Source organism: Methylophilus sp. 'Pure River' (assembly GCF_046765995.1).
In the GTDB taxonomy this organism is placed as follows: Bacteria; Pseudomonadota; Gammaproteobacteria; order Burkholderiales; family Methylophilaceae; genus Methylophilus.
Genome location: NZ_JBKOUE010000006.1, coordinates 158,201 through 173,918, shown reverse-complemented (window position 1 = coordinate 173,918; position 15,718 = coordinate 158,201). Strand labels below are relative to the sequence as shown.

The 15,718-nt window shown below is 52.2% G+C and carries 17 protein-coding genes and 1 other RNA gene; 10 read left to right on the top strand and 8 right to left on the bottom strand.

Annotated features, from left to right (window positions below):
- Window positions 1-67: 67 nt before the first annotated feature.
- The 5 genes from ACIDE9_RS09090 to ACIDE9_RS09070 are packed head-to-tail and all read left to right on the top strand — an operon-like array spanning window position 68 to window position 6,208.
- Entirely contained in the window at window positions 68-547 is a 480-nt protein-coding gene (locus tag ACIDE9_RS09090) for a formate dehydrogenase subunit gamma (protein ID WP_411994264.1), read from the top strand.
- Complete coding sequence (locus ACIDE9_RS09085; protein ID WP_411994262.1) at window positions 540-2,105, top strand: formate dehydrogenase beta subunit; 1,566 nt, start codon at window positions 540-542, stop codon at window positions 2,103-2,105. Before ACIDE9_RS09090 ends, ACIDE9_RS09085 begins: the two co-directional genes overlap by 8 nt.
- A gap of 20 nt (window positions 2,106-2,125) precedes the next feature.
- Window positions 2,126-5,047, top strand: coding sequence for a formate dehydrogenase subunit alpha (gene fdhF, locus ACIDE9_RS09080; protein WP_411994261.1), 2,922 nt, complete (start codon window positions 2,126-2,128; stop codon window positions 5,045-5,047).
- Window positions 5,048-5,062: 15 nt separating this feature from the next.
- Window positions 5,063-5,974, top strand: a complete 912-nt coding sequence (gene fdhD, locus ACIDE9_RS09075; protein WP_411994259.1) for a formate dehydrogenase accessory sulfurtransferase FdhD — start codon at window positions 5,063-5,065, stop codon at window positions 5,972-5,974.
- Window positions 5,975-5,989: 15 nt separating this feature from the next.
- Complete coding sequence (locus ACIDE9_RS09070; RefSeq protein WP_047516126.1) at window positions 5,990-6,208, top strand: formate dehydrogenase subunit delta; 219 nt, start codon at window positions 5,990-5,992, stop codon at window positions 6,206-6,208.
- 72 nt (window positions 6,209-6,280) lie between these two features.
- Here the strand turns inward: ACIDE9_RS09070 and ACIDE9_RS09065 are convergent, their stop codons facing one another.
- The 4 genes from ACIDE9_RS09065 to trxA all read right to left on the bottom strand — a co-directional run bounded on the left by ACIDE9_RS09065 (window position 6,281) and on the right by trxA (window position 10,051).
- Complete coding sequence (locus ACIDE9_RS09065; RefSeq protein ID WP_411994256.1) at window positions 6,281-7,960, bottom strand: ArnT family glycosyltransferase; 1,680 nt, start codon at window positions 7,958-7,960, stop codon at window positions 6,281-6,283.
- Window positions 7,961-8,079: 119 nt separating this feature from the next.
- Window positions 8,080-8,280: a 50S ribosomal protein L31 gene (gene rpmE, locus ACIDE9_RS09060; protein ID WP_019883509.1), complete on the bottom strand. Its 201-nt coding sequence runs from the start codon at window positions 8,278-8,280 to the stop codon at window positions 8,080-8,082.
- 104 nt (window positions 8,281-8,384) lie between these two features.
- Window positions 8,385-9,644, bottom strand: a complete 1,260-nt coding sequence (gene rho, locus ACIDE9_RS09055; protein ID WP_194754882.1) for a transcription termination factor Rho — start codon at window positions 9,642-9,644, stop codon at window positions 8,385-8,387.
- Between the two features lie 80 nt (window positions 9,645-9,724).
- A complete protein-coding gene (gene trxA, locus ACIDE9_RS09050) occupies window positions 9,725-10,051 on the bottom strand; it encodes a thioredoxin TrxA (protein WP_018987391.1) in 327 nt (108 codons plus the stop codon).
- A gap of 203 nt (window positions 10,052-10,254) precedes the next feature.
- Here trxA and ACIDE9_RS09045 point away from each other — a divergent pair, with 203 nt between their 5' ends.
- A complete protein-coding gene (locus ACIDE9_RS09045; protein WP_411994253.1) occupies window positions 10,255-10,758 on the top strand; it encodes a TlpA family protein disulfide reductase in 504 nt (167 codons plus the stop codon).
- 9 nt (window positions 10,759-10,767) lie between these two features.
- Here ACIDE9_RS09045 and ACIDE9_RS09040 read toward each other — a convergent pair whose 3' ends face one another.
- The 3 genes from ACIDE9_RS09040 to ACIDE9_RS09030 all read right to left on the bottom strand — a co-directional run bounded on the left by ACIDE9_RS09040 (window position 10,768) and on the right by ACIDE9_RS09030 (window position 12,101).
- A complete protein-coding gene (locus tag ACIDE9_RS09040) occupies window positions 10,768-11,055 on the bottom strand; it encodes a DUF3579 domain-containing protein (protein WP_019883505.1) in 288 nt (95 codons plus the stop codon).
- Window positions 11,056-11,084: 29 nt separating this feature from the next.
- Window positions 11,085-11,669 (bottom strand): BON domain-containing protein, encoded by a 585-nt coding sequence (locus tag ACIDE9_RS09035; RefSeq protein WP_194754880.1) that lies wholly within the window; start codon window positions 11,667-11,669, stop codon window positions 11,085-11,087.
- 75 nt (window positions 11,670-11,744) lie between these two features.
- On the bottom strand, window positions 11,745-12,101 hold the full coding sequence (locus ACIDE9_RS09030; protein WP_411994249.1) for a YraN family protein: 357 nt from the start codon (window positions 12,099-12,101) through the stop codon (window positions 11,745-11,747).
- Between the two features lie 67 nt (window positions 12,102-12,168).
- Here ACIDE9_RS09030 and rsmI point away from each other — a divergent pair, with 67 nt between their 5' ends.
- Genes rsmI through ACIDE9_RS09015 form a run of 3 tightly spaced genes read left to right on the top strand, consistent with a single transcriptional unit; the run spans window position 12,169 to window position 14,592 of the window.
- On the top strand, window positions 12,169-13,023 hold the full coding sequence (gene rsmI, locus ACIDE9_RS09025; RefSeq protein ID WP_411994247.1) for a 16S rRNA (cytidine(1402)-2'-O)-methyltransferase: 855 nt from the start codon (window positions 12,169-12,171) through the stop codon (window positions 13,021-13,023).
- Between the two features lie 13 nt (window positions 13,024-13,036).
- Window positions 13,037-14,071 carry a dihydroorotase gene (gene pyrC / locus ACIDE9_RS09020; protein ID WP_411994245.1) on the top strand — a complete coding sequence of 345 codons (1,035 nt, stop codon included), beginning with the start codon at window positions 13,037-13,039 and terminating at the stop codon, window positions 14,069-14,071.
- A gap of 26 nt (window positions 14,072-14,097) precedes the next feature.
- A complete protein-coding gene (locus ACIDE9_RS09015; protein WP_411994243.1) occupies window positions 14,098-14,592 on the top strand; it encodes a BON domain-containing protein in 495 nt (164 codons plus the stop codon).
- Here ACIDE9_RS09015 and ung read toward each other — a convergent pair whose 3' ends face one another.
- Complete coding sequence (gene ung / locus ACIDE9_RS09010; protein ID WP_411994241.1) at window positions 14,593-15,279, bottom strand: uracil-DNA glycosylase; 687 nt, start codon at window positions 15,277-15,279, stop codon at window positions 14,593-14,595.
- 66 nt (window positions 15,280-15,345) lie between these two features.
- On the opposite strand from ung, the gene rnpB reads away from it, so the two are divergent.
- An RNA gene (rnpB, locus tag ACIDE9_RS09005) (RNase P RNA component class A) lies at window positions 15,346-15,710 on the top strand.
- Window positions 15,711-15,718 lie beyond the last annotated feature (8 nt).

Genomic DNA, 15,718 nt, shown 5'->3' with positions numbered 1-15,718 from the left:
AATAGAGGATATGATTCGAGGGTGATAGAATGTAACTAAATTGTAACCAGTTAAATGTGAGGTCGGTTTGGATAACACATTAAGCCACGAGCAACACGCGCAGATACAAGCGCATATTCAAGCACACCAGCATGTGCCGGGTGGGCTGATGCCTTTGTTACATGCGATTCAGGACGATATCGGCTATGTGCCGGAAGGCGTTTATCCAGAGATCGCCAAAGCGCTGGCCCTGTCTGTGGCCGAGGTCCACGGTGTCGTCAGTTTTTATCATCATTTCCGTACCCACCCCATCGGCAAACATGTGTTGCAAGTGTGTCGTGCCGAGTCCTGCCAGTCTATGGGCTCCGGTAAGCTGGAAGCCGAACTGAAGGCGAAACTCGGTGTGGATTACCATCAAACCACAGCTGATGGTGAGCTAACCCTGTTACCGGTGTATTGTCTGGGTAACTGTGGCTGTTCGCCCGCCGTGATGCTGGATGATGAAGTGTATGGCCGTATGAGTGCCGACAAGGTCACTGCATTAATTAGCGAGGTGTGTCATGGTTAAGGTGTATGTCCCCATAGACTCCACCGCGCTTTCGCTGGGTGCTGAGCGTACGGCTAAAAAAATCATGCAAGAGGCGCAAGCGCGAGGTGTGGAAATCACGCTAGTGCGCAATGGTTCACGTGGCTTGTTCTGGCTGGAGCCGCTGGTGGAAGTTGAAACGGCGCAAGGCCGTGTCGCCTTTGGCCCGGTGCAGCCCTCCGATGTGGCTGGCTTGTTTGATGCAGGTTTTACCCAGGTGCAGGCTGACAAAGCCAAAGCGCATCCCTTGTATCTGGGCTTGACCGATGAACTGGCCTGGCTGAAAAAACAGCAACGTTTAACCTTCGCCCGCGTGGGCATCACTGACCCGCTTTCGCTCGAAGATTACCTGGCACATGATGGTTATCAAGGCCTCAAAAATGCCTTGGCCATGTCTGGTGCCGATATTGTTAAAGCAGTCACCGACTCTGGTTTGCGAGGTCGTGGTGGAGCGGCTTTCCCCACCGGCATCAAGTGGAATACTGTACTCAATGCCCCGGCTGAGCAGAAGTATGTGGTGTGTAACGCCGATGAAGGCGATTCTGGTACCTATTCTGACCGCATGATCATGGAAGATGATCCTTTTGTGCTCATTGAGGGCATGACTATTGCCGGAATTGCCGTGGGCGCAACACAAGGCTATATCTATTTGCGCAGCGAATATCCGCATGCGCTGAAAACACTGAATGAGGCCATCCGTAAAGCGAATTTAGCGGGCTACCTGGGCGAAAATATCCAGGGCTCGGGCCACACTTTCCATCTCGAAGTGCGCCGTGCTGCGGGCGCTTATGTGTGTGGTGAAGAAACCTCTTTGCTGGAAAGCCTGGAAGGCAAGCGTGGCCTGGTCAGATTTAAACCACCTTTGCCAGCTATCGAGGGTTTGTTTGGTAAGCCGACCATTGTCAACAATGTGATTTCACTGGCCACGGTGCCGATTATTCTGGACAAGGGCGCGCAATATTATGCCGATTACGGCATGGGCCGTTCGCGTGGTACCTTGCCTATCCAGCTGGCAGGCAATTTAAAACAGACCGGACTGGTCGAGCTGGCTTTTGGGGCGACCTTGCGTGAGTTGCTGTATGACTATGGCGGAGGCGCTGCGTCGGGTCGGCCTATCCGTGCCGTACAAGTCGGTGGCCCATTAGGGGCTTATCTGCCCGAGAGCCAGTTTGATACGCCGCTGGACTACGAAGCATTCACCAAGATTTGGGCCGTACTGGGGCATGGAGGTATTGTGGCATTTGATGACACGGTAGACATGGCCAAGATGGCGCGCTACGCCTTTGAGTTTTGTGCCGTTGAAAGTTGCGGCAAATGTACGCCGTGCCGCATTGGTTCCACGCGCGGCGTAGAAGTCATGGACAAGATTGTACTGGGTAAAAATCACCCGCAAAATGTGCAGTTACTGCGTGATTTGTCCGACACCATGCTCAATGGTTCTTTGTGTGCACTGGGCGGCATGACGCCTTACCCGGTGCTCAGTGCCTTGAATCATTTCCCTGAAGATTTTGGTCTAAGTAATAAAGAAGCTGCTGCCTAAGGGCAGCAAAGGATGACGTTATGGATGACATCAAATATACCTCTGCACAGCCGCAAGCCCCTAAGTACAATGCGGATACCGATTACGGCACGCCCAAGTCTGACAGCACCACCATGGTGACGCTGAACATAGACGGCGTAGACGTGACTGTGCCCGACGGGACGTCTATCATGCATGCCGCGCAACTGGGCGGCGTGACCGTGCCTAAACTGTGTGCGACTGACTCATTGGAACCGTTCGGCTCCTGCCGTTTGTGCCTGGTCGAGATCGAAGGCCGCCGTGGCTATCCGGCTTCTTGTACTACACCTGTGGCGCCAGGGCTCAAGGTGAAAACGCAAACGCCTAAACTGGCTGATGTGCGCCGTGGCGTGATGGAACTCTATATTTCAGACCACCCGCTGGATTGCCTGACCTGTGCTGCTAACGGTGATTGCGAGCTGCAAGACATGGCGGGCGCCGTGGGGCTTCGCGAAGTGCGTTATGGCTATGACGGTGAAAATCATCTTGGCCAGGCGAAAGACGAATCCAATCCCTATTTCACTTTTGATGCGTCTAAATGTATTGTGTGCTCGCGCTGTGTGCGCGCCTGTGAAGAAACCCAAGGCACATTCGCCCTGACGATTCAGGGCCGTGGCTTTGACAGCAAAGTCTCTGCCGGGGGCAAAGATTTCCTTGAGTCTGAGTGTGTGTCTTGCGGTGCCTGTGTGCAAGCCTGCCCGACCGCAACGCTGATGGAAAAAACCGTGATTGACGCCGGTACGCCGGAGCACAAAATCACGACTACGTGCGCTTATTGTGGCGTGGGTTGCAGTTTTGATGCAGAAATGAAAGGTGAGCAGGTCGTGCGCATGACGCCCACCAAAGAAGGTGGCGCCAACCATGGGCATAGTTGTGTCAAAGGTCGCTTTGCCTGGGGCTATGCCACCCATGCTGACAGGATTACCACGCCTATGATCCGTAAAAGCATTCATGACCCTTGGCAAAAAGTGGGCTGGGACGAGGCGATTAATTACGCCGCCAGTGAAATCCACCGCATTCAAGCCAAATATGGCAAAGAGTCAGTGGGCGGCATTACCTCCAGCCGCTGTACCAATGAAGAAGTGTATGTCACACAAAAGCTGATTCGTGCGGTGTTTGGCACTAACAACGTAGATACCTGCGCCCGTGTTTGCCATAGCCCGACCGGTTATGGCTTGAAGCAAACCTTGGGGGAGTCTGCAGGTACGCAAACGTTTGATTCTGTGATGAAGTCTGACGTCATTTTCGTGATGGGGGCAAACCCTACCGATGGTCACCCTGTCTTTGGCTCCCTCATGAAACGCCGTCTGCGTGAAGGCGCCAAGCTGATTGTGGTCGACCCGCGTGAAATTGACCTGGTGTCTAATTCAGCGCATGTGCGTGCGGATTACCATTTGAAGCTGCGTCCTGGCACCAATGTGGCCATGATCTCTGCCATTGCCCATGTGATTGTGACTGAAGGGTTGGTGCAGGAAGACTTTGTCAAAACGCGTTGTGAATGGGATTCTTTCGTCGCCTGGCGTGACTTTGTCGCCAAGCCGGAAAACTCCCCTGAAACACTGGAAAAAGAGTTGGGCGTGCCAGCGCAAGCGGTACGCGAAGCTGCACGCTTGTATGCCACCGGCGGGAACGCTGCGATTTACTACGGTTTGGGCGTCACTGAACACAGCCAGGGCTCTACCACCGTGATGGGGATTGCCAACCTTGCCATGGCGACGGCCAACATTGGCCGCGAAGGCGTGGGTGTTAACCCGTTACGCGGTCAAAACAACGTGCAAGGTTCTTGTGATATGGGCTCCATGCCGCATGAGTTCCCAGGCTACCGTCATGTGTCTGATGACGCAACGCGTGCGCAGTTTGAGCAGGCCTGGGGTGTGAAACTAAGTGCTGACCCTGGTTTGCGTATTCCTAATATGCTGGACCTGGCGGCTGAAGGCAGTTTTAAAGCCGTGTATTGTGTGGGTGAAGATATTGCCCAGTCAGACCCAGATACCCAGCACGTGACGCATGCGCTTGAGAGTATGGAATGCGTGATTGTGCAGGACTTGTTCCTCAACGAAACGGCCAAGTTTGCCCATGTGTTCTTCCCTGGCGCTTCTTTCCTTGAGAAAAATGGCACCTTTACCAATGCCGAACGCCGGATTTCACCCGTACGTAAAGTGATGACGCCTAAGAATGGTCTCAGAGACCATGGTCAGCATGAAGCCGGTATGGAAGACTGGGAGATTACAGCTAAATTCTCCGAGGCATTGGGCTACCCTATGCATTATGCGCATGCCAGCGAAATCATGGACGAGATTGCGGCGCTGACGCCGACCTTTACCGGTGTCAGCTTCAAAAAACTCGATGAACTGGGCAGTATCCAATGGCCATGTAATGATGAAGCACCGACAGGCACGCCGACCATGCACGTGGATGAATTTGTGCGCGGTAAGGGTAAGTTCTTTATTACCCAATATGTGCCGACCACGGAGCGCGTGAACCTGAAGTATCCGCTGATCCTGACGACTGGCCGTATCCTGTCGCAATACAACGTGGGGGCGCAAACACGTCGTACCCAAAACGTGGCCTGGCACCATGAGGATGTGATTGAAATCCATCCGCACGATGCTGAAGACCGTGGCATTGCAGAGGGCGATTGGGTTGGGATTAGCAGCCGCGCAGGTCAAACCGTATTGCGTGCCAAAATTACCGAGCGTGTGCAGCCTGGCGTGGTCTATACCACCTTCCATCATCCAGAGTCTGGCGCGAATGTGATTACCACCGACAACTCAGACTGGGCAACCAATTGCCCGGAATACAAGGTGACGGCAGTACAGGTGTCTAAAGTCACCCAGCTGTCGGATTGGCAGCAACATTACCGTGCATTTAGTGACATCCAAGTTGAATTGTCGGGAATGGATCCGAATACGGTTGTTTCTTGATGGCAGTTAAGTTTGATGAGCGTTGAAATGAATGTGAAGGATTGCCCGCTGCCAGTCAGCAGAGAATGGCAATCGATCGCTGCCGAACAGGCTGTCAGTACACTGCATGTGACCCGTTGGCGCGAGGGGCAGTCGTCCGCCTTGCCGGATGCCGTGGCAGAAGAGGTGCCGATTGCGCTCGTATATAACGGCATTTCGCATGTGGTCATGCTGGCGACACCGGCTGACCTTGAGGATTTTGCCTATGGTTTTTCGTTTACTGAGGGCATTATCACGCATCGTCGCCAGATTTACGGCGTAGATGCCAAAGCCTTATTTCATGCGAACGGACAATTACAAGGCATAGAGTTGCATATTGAATTGGCCACAGAACAGTTTGCGTTGCTGAAGGCGCAGCGCCGCAATTTAACTGGCCGTACTGGATGTGGGTTGTGTGGTGCCGAGAGTTTGCAGCAAGTATTTAAGCAGCCCAAATCAGCCACCAGCCCGTTGGTGACGGTGTCATCGTCGGCCATTGATGCAGCGCTGACTGGCTTGAAATCACAGCAACCATTGCAGCAACTGACAGGCGCTACCCACGCCAGTGCGATTGCAGATGCGCAAGGACAGGTGGTGTGCGTGCGCGAAGATGTTGGCAGGCATAATGCACTGGATAAGCTGATCGGTAGCTTGTTGCGCCAGGGCTGCGATTTTTCGACCTTCTGGACCCTGCACTGGGTGTTGACCACCAGCCGGGCCAGCTACGAAATGGTACAGAAAGTGGCGATGTGTGGCGGGCAGACACTGATTGCCCTGTCTGCGCCCACTGCACTGGCTGTCAATCTGGCGCAGGAATATGGATTTTTGTTGGTTGGTTTTGCCAAAGTCGGGCAGTGTGTGGTGTATAGCGGCGCGCTGTCAGAGCCCGATATACGTGAGTCTCGCTAGAAAGAGTGAAAACTTATGGAAGTTGAAAAATTAATCAAAATGGCCAACCAGATTGGCGATTTTTTCGAGGCGAATCCTGATGTGGAAGAGGCCAAGCTGGAGATTGCCAGCCACCTGAAGAAATTCTGGAATTCAGTCATGATTAACTCACTGGTTGCGCATGTGCAGCAACATCAAGGGCAGGGCCTGCATCCGCGGGTGATCGCGGCTATTCAGCAGCACGTGCAGGCATAAACCTTTTCAGCATGTGCCCATCAGATGATGGGCGCCAGACTAAACAGCGCTGCCGAAATCTCAGCAGCGCTTTTAATGGCGTTGCAATAACCTGAAGGATTCCCGGTTCTGGCGGGTTTGCTCACCTTCCCAAATCACTCGCCATTCATCCCCTGGTAATACATGGCGCTTACCTGGCTGGTCTTCAATCAGGTACAAATCACATTGCGTAGACTTGGCTTGCTCGTGGTCTTTTAGGTGTATGCCCGCATGATAGTGCAGCAAGTCCTCTTGTGAGGCGCCGATATTTTGTGCGTGGATGCAGTTGTAATGCGCTGGCAAGTGTTTGCGTAGGTCTTCAAACAGCGGCTGGTAGGTGCGTGCGGCTTCTATCATTGGCAGCCACAAACTCATGAATACCGTCCAGGCGCAAGTCATGCCGATGGCCCAGTTGGTGGCGCTGGAACGGTTGGAATGCTTGGCGCGCAACACGATGGATAGCCAAATGAGTGTCACCGCTACAGCAATTGCACCATAGAGCAGGCTGAAGCTGATGGTTTCCAGTCCTGACAAGTAACTCAGGCGCTGATAAAGCTTCACTGGCGAGCCGTTGAGCATGGCCCACCAGCCTAGCCAGGCGATGGCAATCAAAATGCCAAACAAAATCAGGCCGAACCAGTTTAAAGCACCGGCGGCGCCGCGTTTCAGTGTTTCTATGCTGCCCGCAGCCAGTACGGTTAATGGCACCAGCAGCGGCAGTGCGCTGACCTCGCTGCGGTCACTCATGAAGCCGATTAAGATAAAAGCGATGCCGAAGAAAATCAGACCTAATTGAAAGCGGTAGGTGCTGAGCACTGATTGCCTGAAGCGCCAAACGCCCCACATGGCAAACGGTAAAGCTGGCCAGGCATACCAGGCCAGCGTCCTTAAGAAGTAGCCATGATTGCCCGGCAGTTGGAATTGCCATTGCGATTGCCACCAGGCGTGCCACAGGCCAGGCGCCCATTGCTGGCATAGCCAGCACCATAACCAGATACCGGGCATGGCCAGTAAGGTGCCAGCCAGCATGGCCCGGTAGGTGGGTTTGTGCTGACGAATGGCAGGCACGAGTAGCAGGCCAAGCACAGACAATATAATGGTGAGTGCAGGGACGACCCCGCCTGCCAGAAAGGCGATTAATAGGCCTGTGCATAGCAACCACATGGCGCGTATCGGTTTGCGCATCACCAGTGCTAGCGCGTAAAAGGCCATGGTGATGCCGCTGAGTGCAGCGACAGCTGGCATCATGGTGTGAGCACTGACGACCAGCCCCAGGCAGCCGATAAAAATAAAATTGGTTTGACGGCCCACGCCCAGATTCCATAATTCACGACCACTGAGCCCGGTCATGATCAGGGTGACCAGCATCCAGAGGCCTACGCTGAGCCTGGCGGCATCATGCGTTGGCAGCAAAGGTGAGAGTAAATGGGCAAAACCGGTGGCGGCCCAGTAAAACAAAGGCGGTGTTTCCAGTAAGGGATGCCCGGCTGAGACCGGGGCAATCCAGTTGCCATGTGTCCAGCTGGCAGCAGACAGGAATGGGTGCTCGATCAGGTTTTGAATGATGCTGGCAGATTGCGATTCAAATGGCTTCCATGGCGAGTGACCGATCAATCCGACGCATAGCCAGATGGCGCATAGCAAAATCAGCAGATGTGTTTTTGCGCGCTCGCCGACCTTGGCGCGCGGAGTGGCCATGTTTTCTTGCCAGTCGTGATCAATGTAAAACTGCATGGGTGGGTTGTGGGTCGCTGGATAAACGCATTCTTAGAGTGTGATATTACCCCTGAAATGCCTAGCTATAAAAACAAAAAAGGCAGCCATGCTGCCTTTCTGGACCATATTCGCCGAAATTACATGCCGTATTTTTGGCGGAATTTCTCAACGCGACCAGCAGTATCCACGATCTTCTGTTTGCCAGTGTAGAACGGGTGGCATTGTGAACATACTTCAATGTTCAGGTCTTTGCCTGTGGTTGAACGGGTTTGGAATTTGTTGCCACAGCTACATGTGACGTTGATTTCCGGGTAATTTGGGTGAATATCAGCTTTCATGCTTTCTCTCTAATCTTTAAGCAGTTGCAGTAAACGCGCGATTATCTATGATTTTTATTGATTTATCAATAGCTGGGCGATAAATAATTGCGTCCAGGACAGTATTAGCCGCGACGCATGCTGTCGAAGAAGTCGTTGTTGCTCTTGGTCGCCTTGATCTTGTCAAGCAAGAACTCCATCGCCTCGAGGTCGTCCATCGGGTAGAGCAATTTGCGCAATACCCAGATTTTTTGCAGCACGTCTTTGTCCAGCAGCAGCTCTTCGCGGCGAGTGCCAGATTTGTTGACGTTGATGGCTGGGTAGGTACGTTTCTCGGCCATACGTCTATCCAGATGGATTTCCATGTTGCCGGTACCTTTAAATTCTTCGTAAATCACGTCATCCATACGCGAGCCGGTATCCACCAGCGCTGTTGCGATAATCGTGAGTGAACCGCCTTCTTCCACGTTACGGGCGGCACCAAAGAAACGCTTGGGTTTTTGCAGGGCGTTAGCGTCCACACCACCAGTCAATACCTTGCCTGATGAAGGGATTACCGTGTTGTAAGCACGTGCCAGGCGCGTAATCGAATCCAGCAGGATCACCACGTCTTTCTTGTGTTCTACCAGGCGTTTGGCTTTTTCCAGTACCATCTCGGCCACTTGCACGTGGCGGGTCGCAGGCTCATCAAACGTGGATGCTACGACTTCACCACGTACGGAACGCGTCATTTCTGTCACTTCTTCCGGACGCTCGTCAATCAGCAGTACGATCATGATACAGTCAGGGTGATTGGCGGTAATCGCATGCGCAATATTCTGCAGCATGACGGTTTTACCACTTTTCGGGCTGGCCACCAGCAGTGCGCGCTGACCTTTACCAATCGGCGCAATCATGTCGATGACGCGGCTGGTAATGTTTTCTTCGCCGCGGATTTCACGTTCCAGGGTCAGTGGTACCGTTGGAAACAGTGGTGTCAGGTTTTCAAACAGAATCTTGTGCTTGGTGTTCTCAGGCGCTTCGTTGTTGACGCTATCCACTTTCACCAGGGCAAAGTAGCGCTCGCCATCTTTAGGCGTGCGGATTTCACCTTGAATACTGTCACCCGTATGCAGGTTGAAGCGGCGGATTTGCGACGGCGACACATAAATGTCGTCAGGGCCAGCCAGGTATGACGTATCTGGGGAGCGCAAAAAGCCGAACCCGTCTGGCAATACTTCCAGCGTGCCGTCACCAAAAATGCTGTCGCCTTTTTTAGCCTTGTTTTTCAGGATCGCAAAGATAAGATCTTGCTTGCGCATGCGGCTGGCATTTTCAATGTCATTGGCAATGGCCATGTCGACCAGTTCGGTCACGGGGAGATGTTTAAGGTCGGATAAGTGCATGAGTAACTCGCTAGACTGAGAAACGCCGGAGAGATTGAAAAGAAAACCCGGCTTCGCAGACTGGAAGCCGGGTAAGTAGATTAAATGTTGCTGTCGATAAACGCGCTGAGTTGAGACTTGGACAATGCACCGACTTTGGTCGCTTCTACATTGCCATTTTTAAACAACATCAGGGTTGGAATGCCACGAATGCCGTATTTTGGCGGTGTATTCTGGTTATCGTCAATATTCAGTTTAGCCACTTTCAGGCGGCCAGCATATTCTTTACTGATGTCGTCCAGAATCGGGGCGATCATTTTACAAGGACCGCACCATTCAGCCCAGTAATCAACCAGTACCGGAATCGTGGATTGCAATACTTCTTGTTCAAAGCTGGCGTCGCTTAAATGGGTAATATTGTCGCTCATTATTGCCTCGTAAGAATGGTGGAGAATTTAAATCAAATCGTAGATGGATTTAAACAGAAATTTTTTGAAAGTGTGGCTAAAAATTGTTTGAATTAGTAATTTGCTGAAAGATGAAATTACCAAACGAGATAACAACTAGTATAGCAACAGTTTTCCAGCATAATCAAGTTTTTCCTTCTACGTTATTCAATATGGGGCGTATTTTGACTAAAAACAAGGGGTCTGGCCTGTGGTCAAGGCTGTTCATTGTCGTTGTGGCCTGGTTGTTGACGAGCACGGCCTGGGCAGCGGCGCCAGTAGCAGGCTGGACTATGCGTGATATGGCAGGTCATGTACATCAGTTGTCACAGTATTCGGGGCGTTGGGTGGTAGTGAATTACTGGGCGCCATGGTGTCCGCCTTGCCTGGAGGAAATGCCTGAGCTGGTGACTTTTTATGATGCGCATGCCAAAGCGGGTGTGGTGGTACTAGGGGTGGCTGTGCAATACGAATCCGTACAAAGCGTGAAAAAGTATGCCGACGATATGCTGATTTCTTATCCGATTGTGCTGGGGGAGGCGCAAAAAATTGCCATACCCACCCCAGAGGTGCTACCAACGACTTATATTTATGCGCCGGATGGCTCGCTTTATAAAGTAAAACGCGGCGCCTTAAGCAGGCAATGGTTGGAAAACCTGCTTAAGGAGGCCGCGTCTGCGCCTAAATAAGGTTTAAAACTAAATGGTGACCGCTTCGCCAGCTGGATTGATCACGCTGAGCTGGTTCTCTTTGGCAAATTGAATCAGTTGCTCAAAACCGGCCGGATTGACGTCTTTCAGTTTCATGTCCACAGACAGGCTGCGCACGTTGTTCACCAGCTTTGGCTTCAGGTAGGGCGAGTAGCGCAACTTTTTGTCATCGCCAAACGTGGCGTAGGTGCTGCACATGCGGTCCACCCAGTCGCTGGGGCGAAAGGGCTTTCCAGCCAATGTAATGCCCTGAATAATGATTTCCTGATTTTCCATTCAAATTCCTTGAGAACGAAGTTAATAATTTAGTTGGTGTATTCGAAAACCTTGACGACTTTAGTCACGCCTTCTGTGGTTCTGGCGATTTCCACCGCGTCATTGGCTTCTTTTTCAGAGACGATCCCCATCAGGTAAACCACGCTCGCTTCGGTGACGACTTTTACCACGTTGGCCGGGAACAGGTTTTCGCTGACAAAGCGTGCTTTTACTTTGGTGGTTAAATAGGTGTCATTGCTGCGGTCGCCAATCGATGAAGCGGGACCTACCGTCAACCCGTTGTGGATATTACGTACATTGGAGATTTCACGCGTCAGCGTTTCTGCTTGTGTCAGCTGGCCTGCGTTGGGCACTTCGCCAGACAGCAGCACAATACGGTTGTAGCTGGTGACATTGATGTGTGAGGCCTTATCCATATATTGAGACAGGCGTTTCAGTGTTTTCAGTTCGATATTTTCATCTTCGACATAAATGCCTGAAGTGCGGCGATCTGCTGCCATCGCGCCACCAGCGGCTGCGCCGCCCACCACTGCTGGAAAGCAGCCACTCAATTGGGTGCTGATTAATAACAAAGCAATAGCCGAGACTTTTCTGGTGAAAATGTGTTGAGTCATGAAACTTCCTTGATCTACGAGAAAAACTAAAGATGTTGGGTGTGACAGCAGATGATAAATAAAATTCTACGCTTTTTATGTGTCGATTGCATTACGAATCCAGTTGGGTGACTGGTAATGTGTGTTGTCGAACAGGATGGCATCGAAGCGGCAGGGGCAATTGAGGTCGTGGTGTTGCAGGTAATACTGGGCGGCGCGTATCAGTTTTTGTTGCTTGCGCTGGTCTATGCTGTCTGCGGCACTGGTGAAGCCGTGGTGGCTGCGCAAGCGTACTTCAATAAACACCAGTGTCTGGCCTTCGCGCATAATCAAGTCAATTTCGCCATAGCGACAACTATAGTTTTGCGCCAGCAGGGACAATCCATGTTGCTGTAAAAACAGCGCAGCAGCTTTTTCTGCGGCCAGTCCCTGGTTGTTTGGGTTGAGTTTCATGGTCTGTCTGCTTTTGTCGTCTACTTTAGTGCTTAGCGAAACCGGTACGATGTCTTAAAATAACAGTATGAATGAAACTGGTACATTGTATGTAGTGGCGACGCCTATTGGCAATCTGGGCGATATCACCCAGCGCGCATTGGCAACTTTGCAACAGGTTGATGCGATTGCGGCTGAAGATACCCGCCATAGTGTCGGTTTGTTGCGCCATTTTGGCATCAGCAAGCCTTTGCTGGCCGTGCATGAGCATAACGAACAGCAGTCTGCGCAAGGCTTGATTAAGCGTTTGCTGGCGGGCGACTCCATCGCATTGATTACTGACGCTGGTACGCCAGCAGTGAGTGACCCAGGTGCCGTGGTGGTGCAGGCCGTGCGACAGGCAGGCGTTAAGGTGGTGCCGGTGCCGGGTGTGAGTGCGGTGATTACGGCATTGTCGGCGGCAGGCATTGCCCAGTCTGGTTTTTATTTTGAAGGCTTCTTGCCTGCCAGTGGTTCGCAGCGTCGCAAGCGCTTGCAATTGCTGAAAGTGATCCCGTCTACGCTGGTGTTTTACGAGGCGCCGCACCGCATTGTCGAGTGCGTACAAGATTTGCATGATGTGTTGGGTGGCGCACGGCAATTGACGCTGGCGCGCGAGCTGACCAAAACCTTTGAAACCATCCATACCTGCCTATTGACAGACGCGGTAGACTGGTTAAATGCAGATACCAATCAGCAGCGCGGCGAGTTTGTGGTGCTGGTACATCCGGATCTGCAGGCAAAACCCGATGGCCTGGATGAAGAGACATTAAGGATATTGCAGCGTCTATTGCAGGAGTTGCCACTCAAGCAGGCGGTGGCGCTGGCAACCGATATTACAGGCCAGAAGAAAAACGAATTATATGAAGCAGCGCTTGCGCTTAAAGCGGCAAGCCCAGATTAAAAGGTAATAGCGTATGACTACTGAAATCACCCTGACCCGCCCGGATGACTGGCATTTGCACCTCCGAGATGGTACAGGTCTGCAGTCGGTGTTGCCGGACACCGCCAAGCAATTTGCGCGCGCAATCGTCATGCCGAATTTACGGCCACCGGTGACCACCGCCGAACTAGCGCTGGCGTATTATCAACGTATCAAGCAGGCCTTGCCTGCCGGGCTCAGCTTTGAGCCGTTGATGACGTTGTATTTAACCGACAATACGCCCGCGCAAGAAATAGCGGCGGCTCGCGCAAGTGGTGTGGTGCAGGCGGTGAAGTTGTATCCCGCCGGCGCGACCACGAACAGCGACTCTGGCGTCACCAGTTTGCATAAATGTGCTGCTGCATTGGCCGAGATGGAAAAACAAGGCATGCCTTTGCTGATTCATGGTGAAGTGACCGATGGCGATGTGGATGTGTTTGACCGTGAGAAAGTGTTTATCGAACGTCATTTGCAGCCGCTGTTAAAAGATTTTCCTGGCCTTAAAGTGGTGTTTGAACATATCACTACTCAAGATGCGGCTGAGTTTGTGGCCGCCGGCCCGGCCAATTTGGCCGCAACGATTACTGCGCACCATTTGCTGATGAACCGTAATGCCATGTTTACTGGCGGTATCCGCCCACATCATTATTGTTTGCCGGTGCTCAAGCGAGAAACACATCGTGAGGCCTTGATGAAAGCGGCGATTTCCGGATCAAGCAAGTTTTTCCTGGGCACCGACAGTGCGCCGCATCCTAAATCAGCCAAAGAAGCCAGTTGTGGTTGCGCGGGTATGTATACCGCCCACGCGGCGATTGAATTGTATGCTGAGGCCTTTGAGGAGGCAGGTGCGCTGGATAAACTGGAAGGCTTTGCCAGTTTCTATGGCGCAGACTTTTATGGTTTGCCGCGCAACACTGGTACAGTGACCTTGCGCAAAGAAGGCTGGCTGGTGCCGGAAAGCATTCCGTTTGCCGATGATGTGCTGGTGCCATTGCGCGCCGGGCAAACGATTGCATGGAAGTTGGTGTAACACTTTAAAACATTGGAGAATAAGCGATGAACAACACATGGTTGGTTGCAGTATTCGGTGTCATGTTAAGTACTCAGGCTTTTGCGGTCACGATTGATGAGATGCGTGGTGAGCAGGCGCCGTATGCACAAGCGTTTAAAGCGCTTGATAGTGATGGCAATGGCAAGCTGTCCAAAAAGGAAGCGACTAAAGATAAAGACATCAAAAATGCCTTTTCCAGGGCGGACAAAAACCATAATGGTAGTCTGGATCAGGACGAGTTTGCCGCTTATAAATCCAAGGTGGATGGTGCGGAAAACAAACAGGCAGCGGCGGATAGTGCCATCACGGCCAAAATCAAATCCAAATACCTGGTGGAGAAGAATCTCAGCAGTTTCAAGATCAGTGTGGAAACCAAAGACAATACGGTGATTCTGAGCGGTTTTGTCGATAGTGTCGAACAAAAGGCGCGCGCTGAGAAGATTGCCACCAGTGTGGATGGTGTGAAGTCGGTCAAAAACGCCTTGGTGGTTAAACCTTAATTAAAGCTGCCAGCGAATGGGCGCCTGCCCACGTGAAGCCAGGTAGTCATTAATCTGGGAAAACTGGCGAGTGCCAAAAAAACCACGGTGCGCCGACAATGGCGACGGGTGTACGGATTTAAGAACAAGATGTTTATTGGGGTCGATCACGGCCCCTTTTTTTTGCGCATAACTTCCCCACAGCACAAACACCAATCCTTCGCGTTGCGCGTTGAGCGCGGCAATGGCGGCGTCGGTGAAGGTTTCCCAGCCGCGGTTCTGGTGCGAGCCTGCATTTGCCATTTGCACGGTCAGGGTGGCGTTGAGGAGTAATACGCCTTGGTCCGCCCAGGGCGTTAAATCACCGCTGCCACTCATGCGGATGTTTAAGTCCGATTGAATCTCTTTAAAAATATTCATCAATGACGGTGGCAATGCCACGCCAGTCTGCACTGAGAAACTCAAGCCATGCGCCTGTCCGGGGCCGTGGTAAGGGTCTTGGCCGATAATGACCACGCGCACTTTGTCGAAAGGGGTGTGATTAAACGCATTAAAGATCAGGTGGCCTGGCGGAAAAATGGTTTTGCCTGCGCTTTTTTCCTGTTGCAGAAAGGCTTTGAGCGACTGCATGTAGGGCTTGTCAAATTCTGCGCCAAGCACGGCTTGCCAGGAGGGGGCTAATTGGCCAGGTTTTTCTTGTGTGGTCATGGTGGGTCAATCAATAAAGACGTTGCACATTATAGGGTGTTACGGTCGGCGTGGTAAAATGGCATTGAAGCCAACCAGACAGTCGCCGCCTGTGTAAACAGGGGGAGGAAAGTCCGGGCTGCACAGAGCGGGATGACGGCTAACGGCCGTACGCTGAAAGCTGGTAACAGTATAAGGTGAGGAATAGGGCCACAGAGACGAGTCGGTTCGACCAGTGAGCAACTTGTTGCGAACTTGCGTCGAAACGGGTGAAACGCGGTAACCTCCATCTGCAGCAATATCAAATAGGCTGGCACTTTACGCAAGTAATAAGGCGTGGCTCGCGCTGCCAGCGGGTAGATAGCTTGAGCGTGTGAGCAATTGCACGCCTAGATGAATGACTGTCGCCACGCAAGTGGATACAGAACCCGGCTTACCGGTTGGCTTTACTTTCTCTCGC

Coding starts and splice junctions, on each gene's coding strand:
- ACIDE9_RS09085 (WP_411994262.1), top strand. CDS start 540: ATGGTTAAGGTGTATGTCCCCATAGACTCCACCGCGCTTTCGCTGGGT.
- fdhF (WP_411994261.1), top strand. CDS start 2,126: ATGGATGACATCAAATATACCTCTGCACAGCCGCAAGCCCCTAAGTAC.
- fdhD (WP_411994259.1), top strand. CDS start 5,063: ATGAGCGTTGAAATGAATGTGAAGGATTGCCCGCTGCCAGTCAGCAGA.
- ACIDE9_RS09070 (WP_047516126.1), top strand. CDS start 5,990: ATGGAAGTTGAAAAATTAATCAAAATGGCCAACCAGATTGGCGATTTT.
- ACIDE9_RS09065 (WP_411994256.1), bottom strand. CDS start 7,960: ATGCAGTTTTACATTGATCACGACTGGCAAGAAAACATGGCCACTCCG.
- rpmE (WP_019883509.1), bottom strand. CDS start 8,280: ATGAAAGCTGATATTCACCCAAATTACCCGGAAATCAACGTCACATGT.
- rho (WP_194754882.1), bottom strand. CDS start 9,644: ATGCACTTATCCGACCTTAAACATCTCCCCGTGACCGAACTGGTCGAC.
- trxA (WP_018987391.1), bottom strand. CDS start 10,051: ATGAGCGACAATATTACCCATTTAAGCGACGCCAGCTTTGAACAAGAA.
- ACIDE9_RS09040 (WP_019883505.1), bottom strand. CDS start 11,055: ATGGAAAATCAGGAAATCATTATTCAGGGCATTACATTGGCTGGAAAG.
- ACIDE9_RS09035 (WP_194754880.1), bottom strand. CDS start 11,669: ATGACTCAACACATTTTCACCAGAAAAGTCTCGGCTATTGCTTTGTTA.
- ACIDE9_RS09030 (WP_411994249.1), bottom strand. CDS start 12,101: ATGAAACTCAACCCAAACAACCAGGGACTGGCCGCAGAAAAAGCTGCT.
- rsmI (WP_411994247.1), top strand. CDS start 12,169: ATGAATGAAACTGGTACATTGTATGTAGTGGCGACGCCTATTGGCAAT.
- pyrC (WP_411994245.1), top strand. CDS start 13,037: ATGACTACTGAAATCACCCTGACCCGCCCGGATGACTGGCATTTGCAC.
- ACIDE9_RS09015 (WP_411994243.1), top strand. CDS start 14,098: ATGAACAACACATGGTTGGTTGCAGTATTCGGTGTCATGTTAAGTACT.
- ung (WP_411994241.1), bottom strand. CDS start 15,279: ATGACCACACAAGAAAAACCTGGCCAATTAGCCCCCTCCTGGCAAGCC.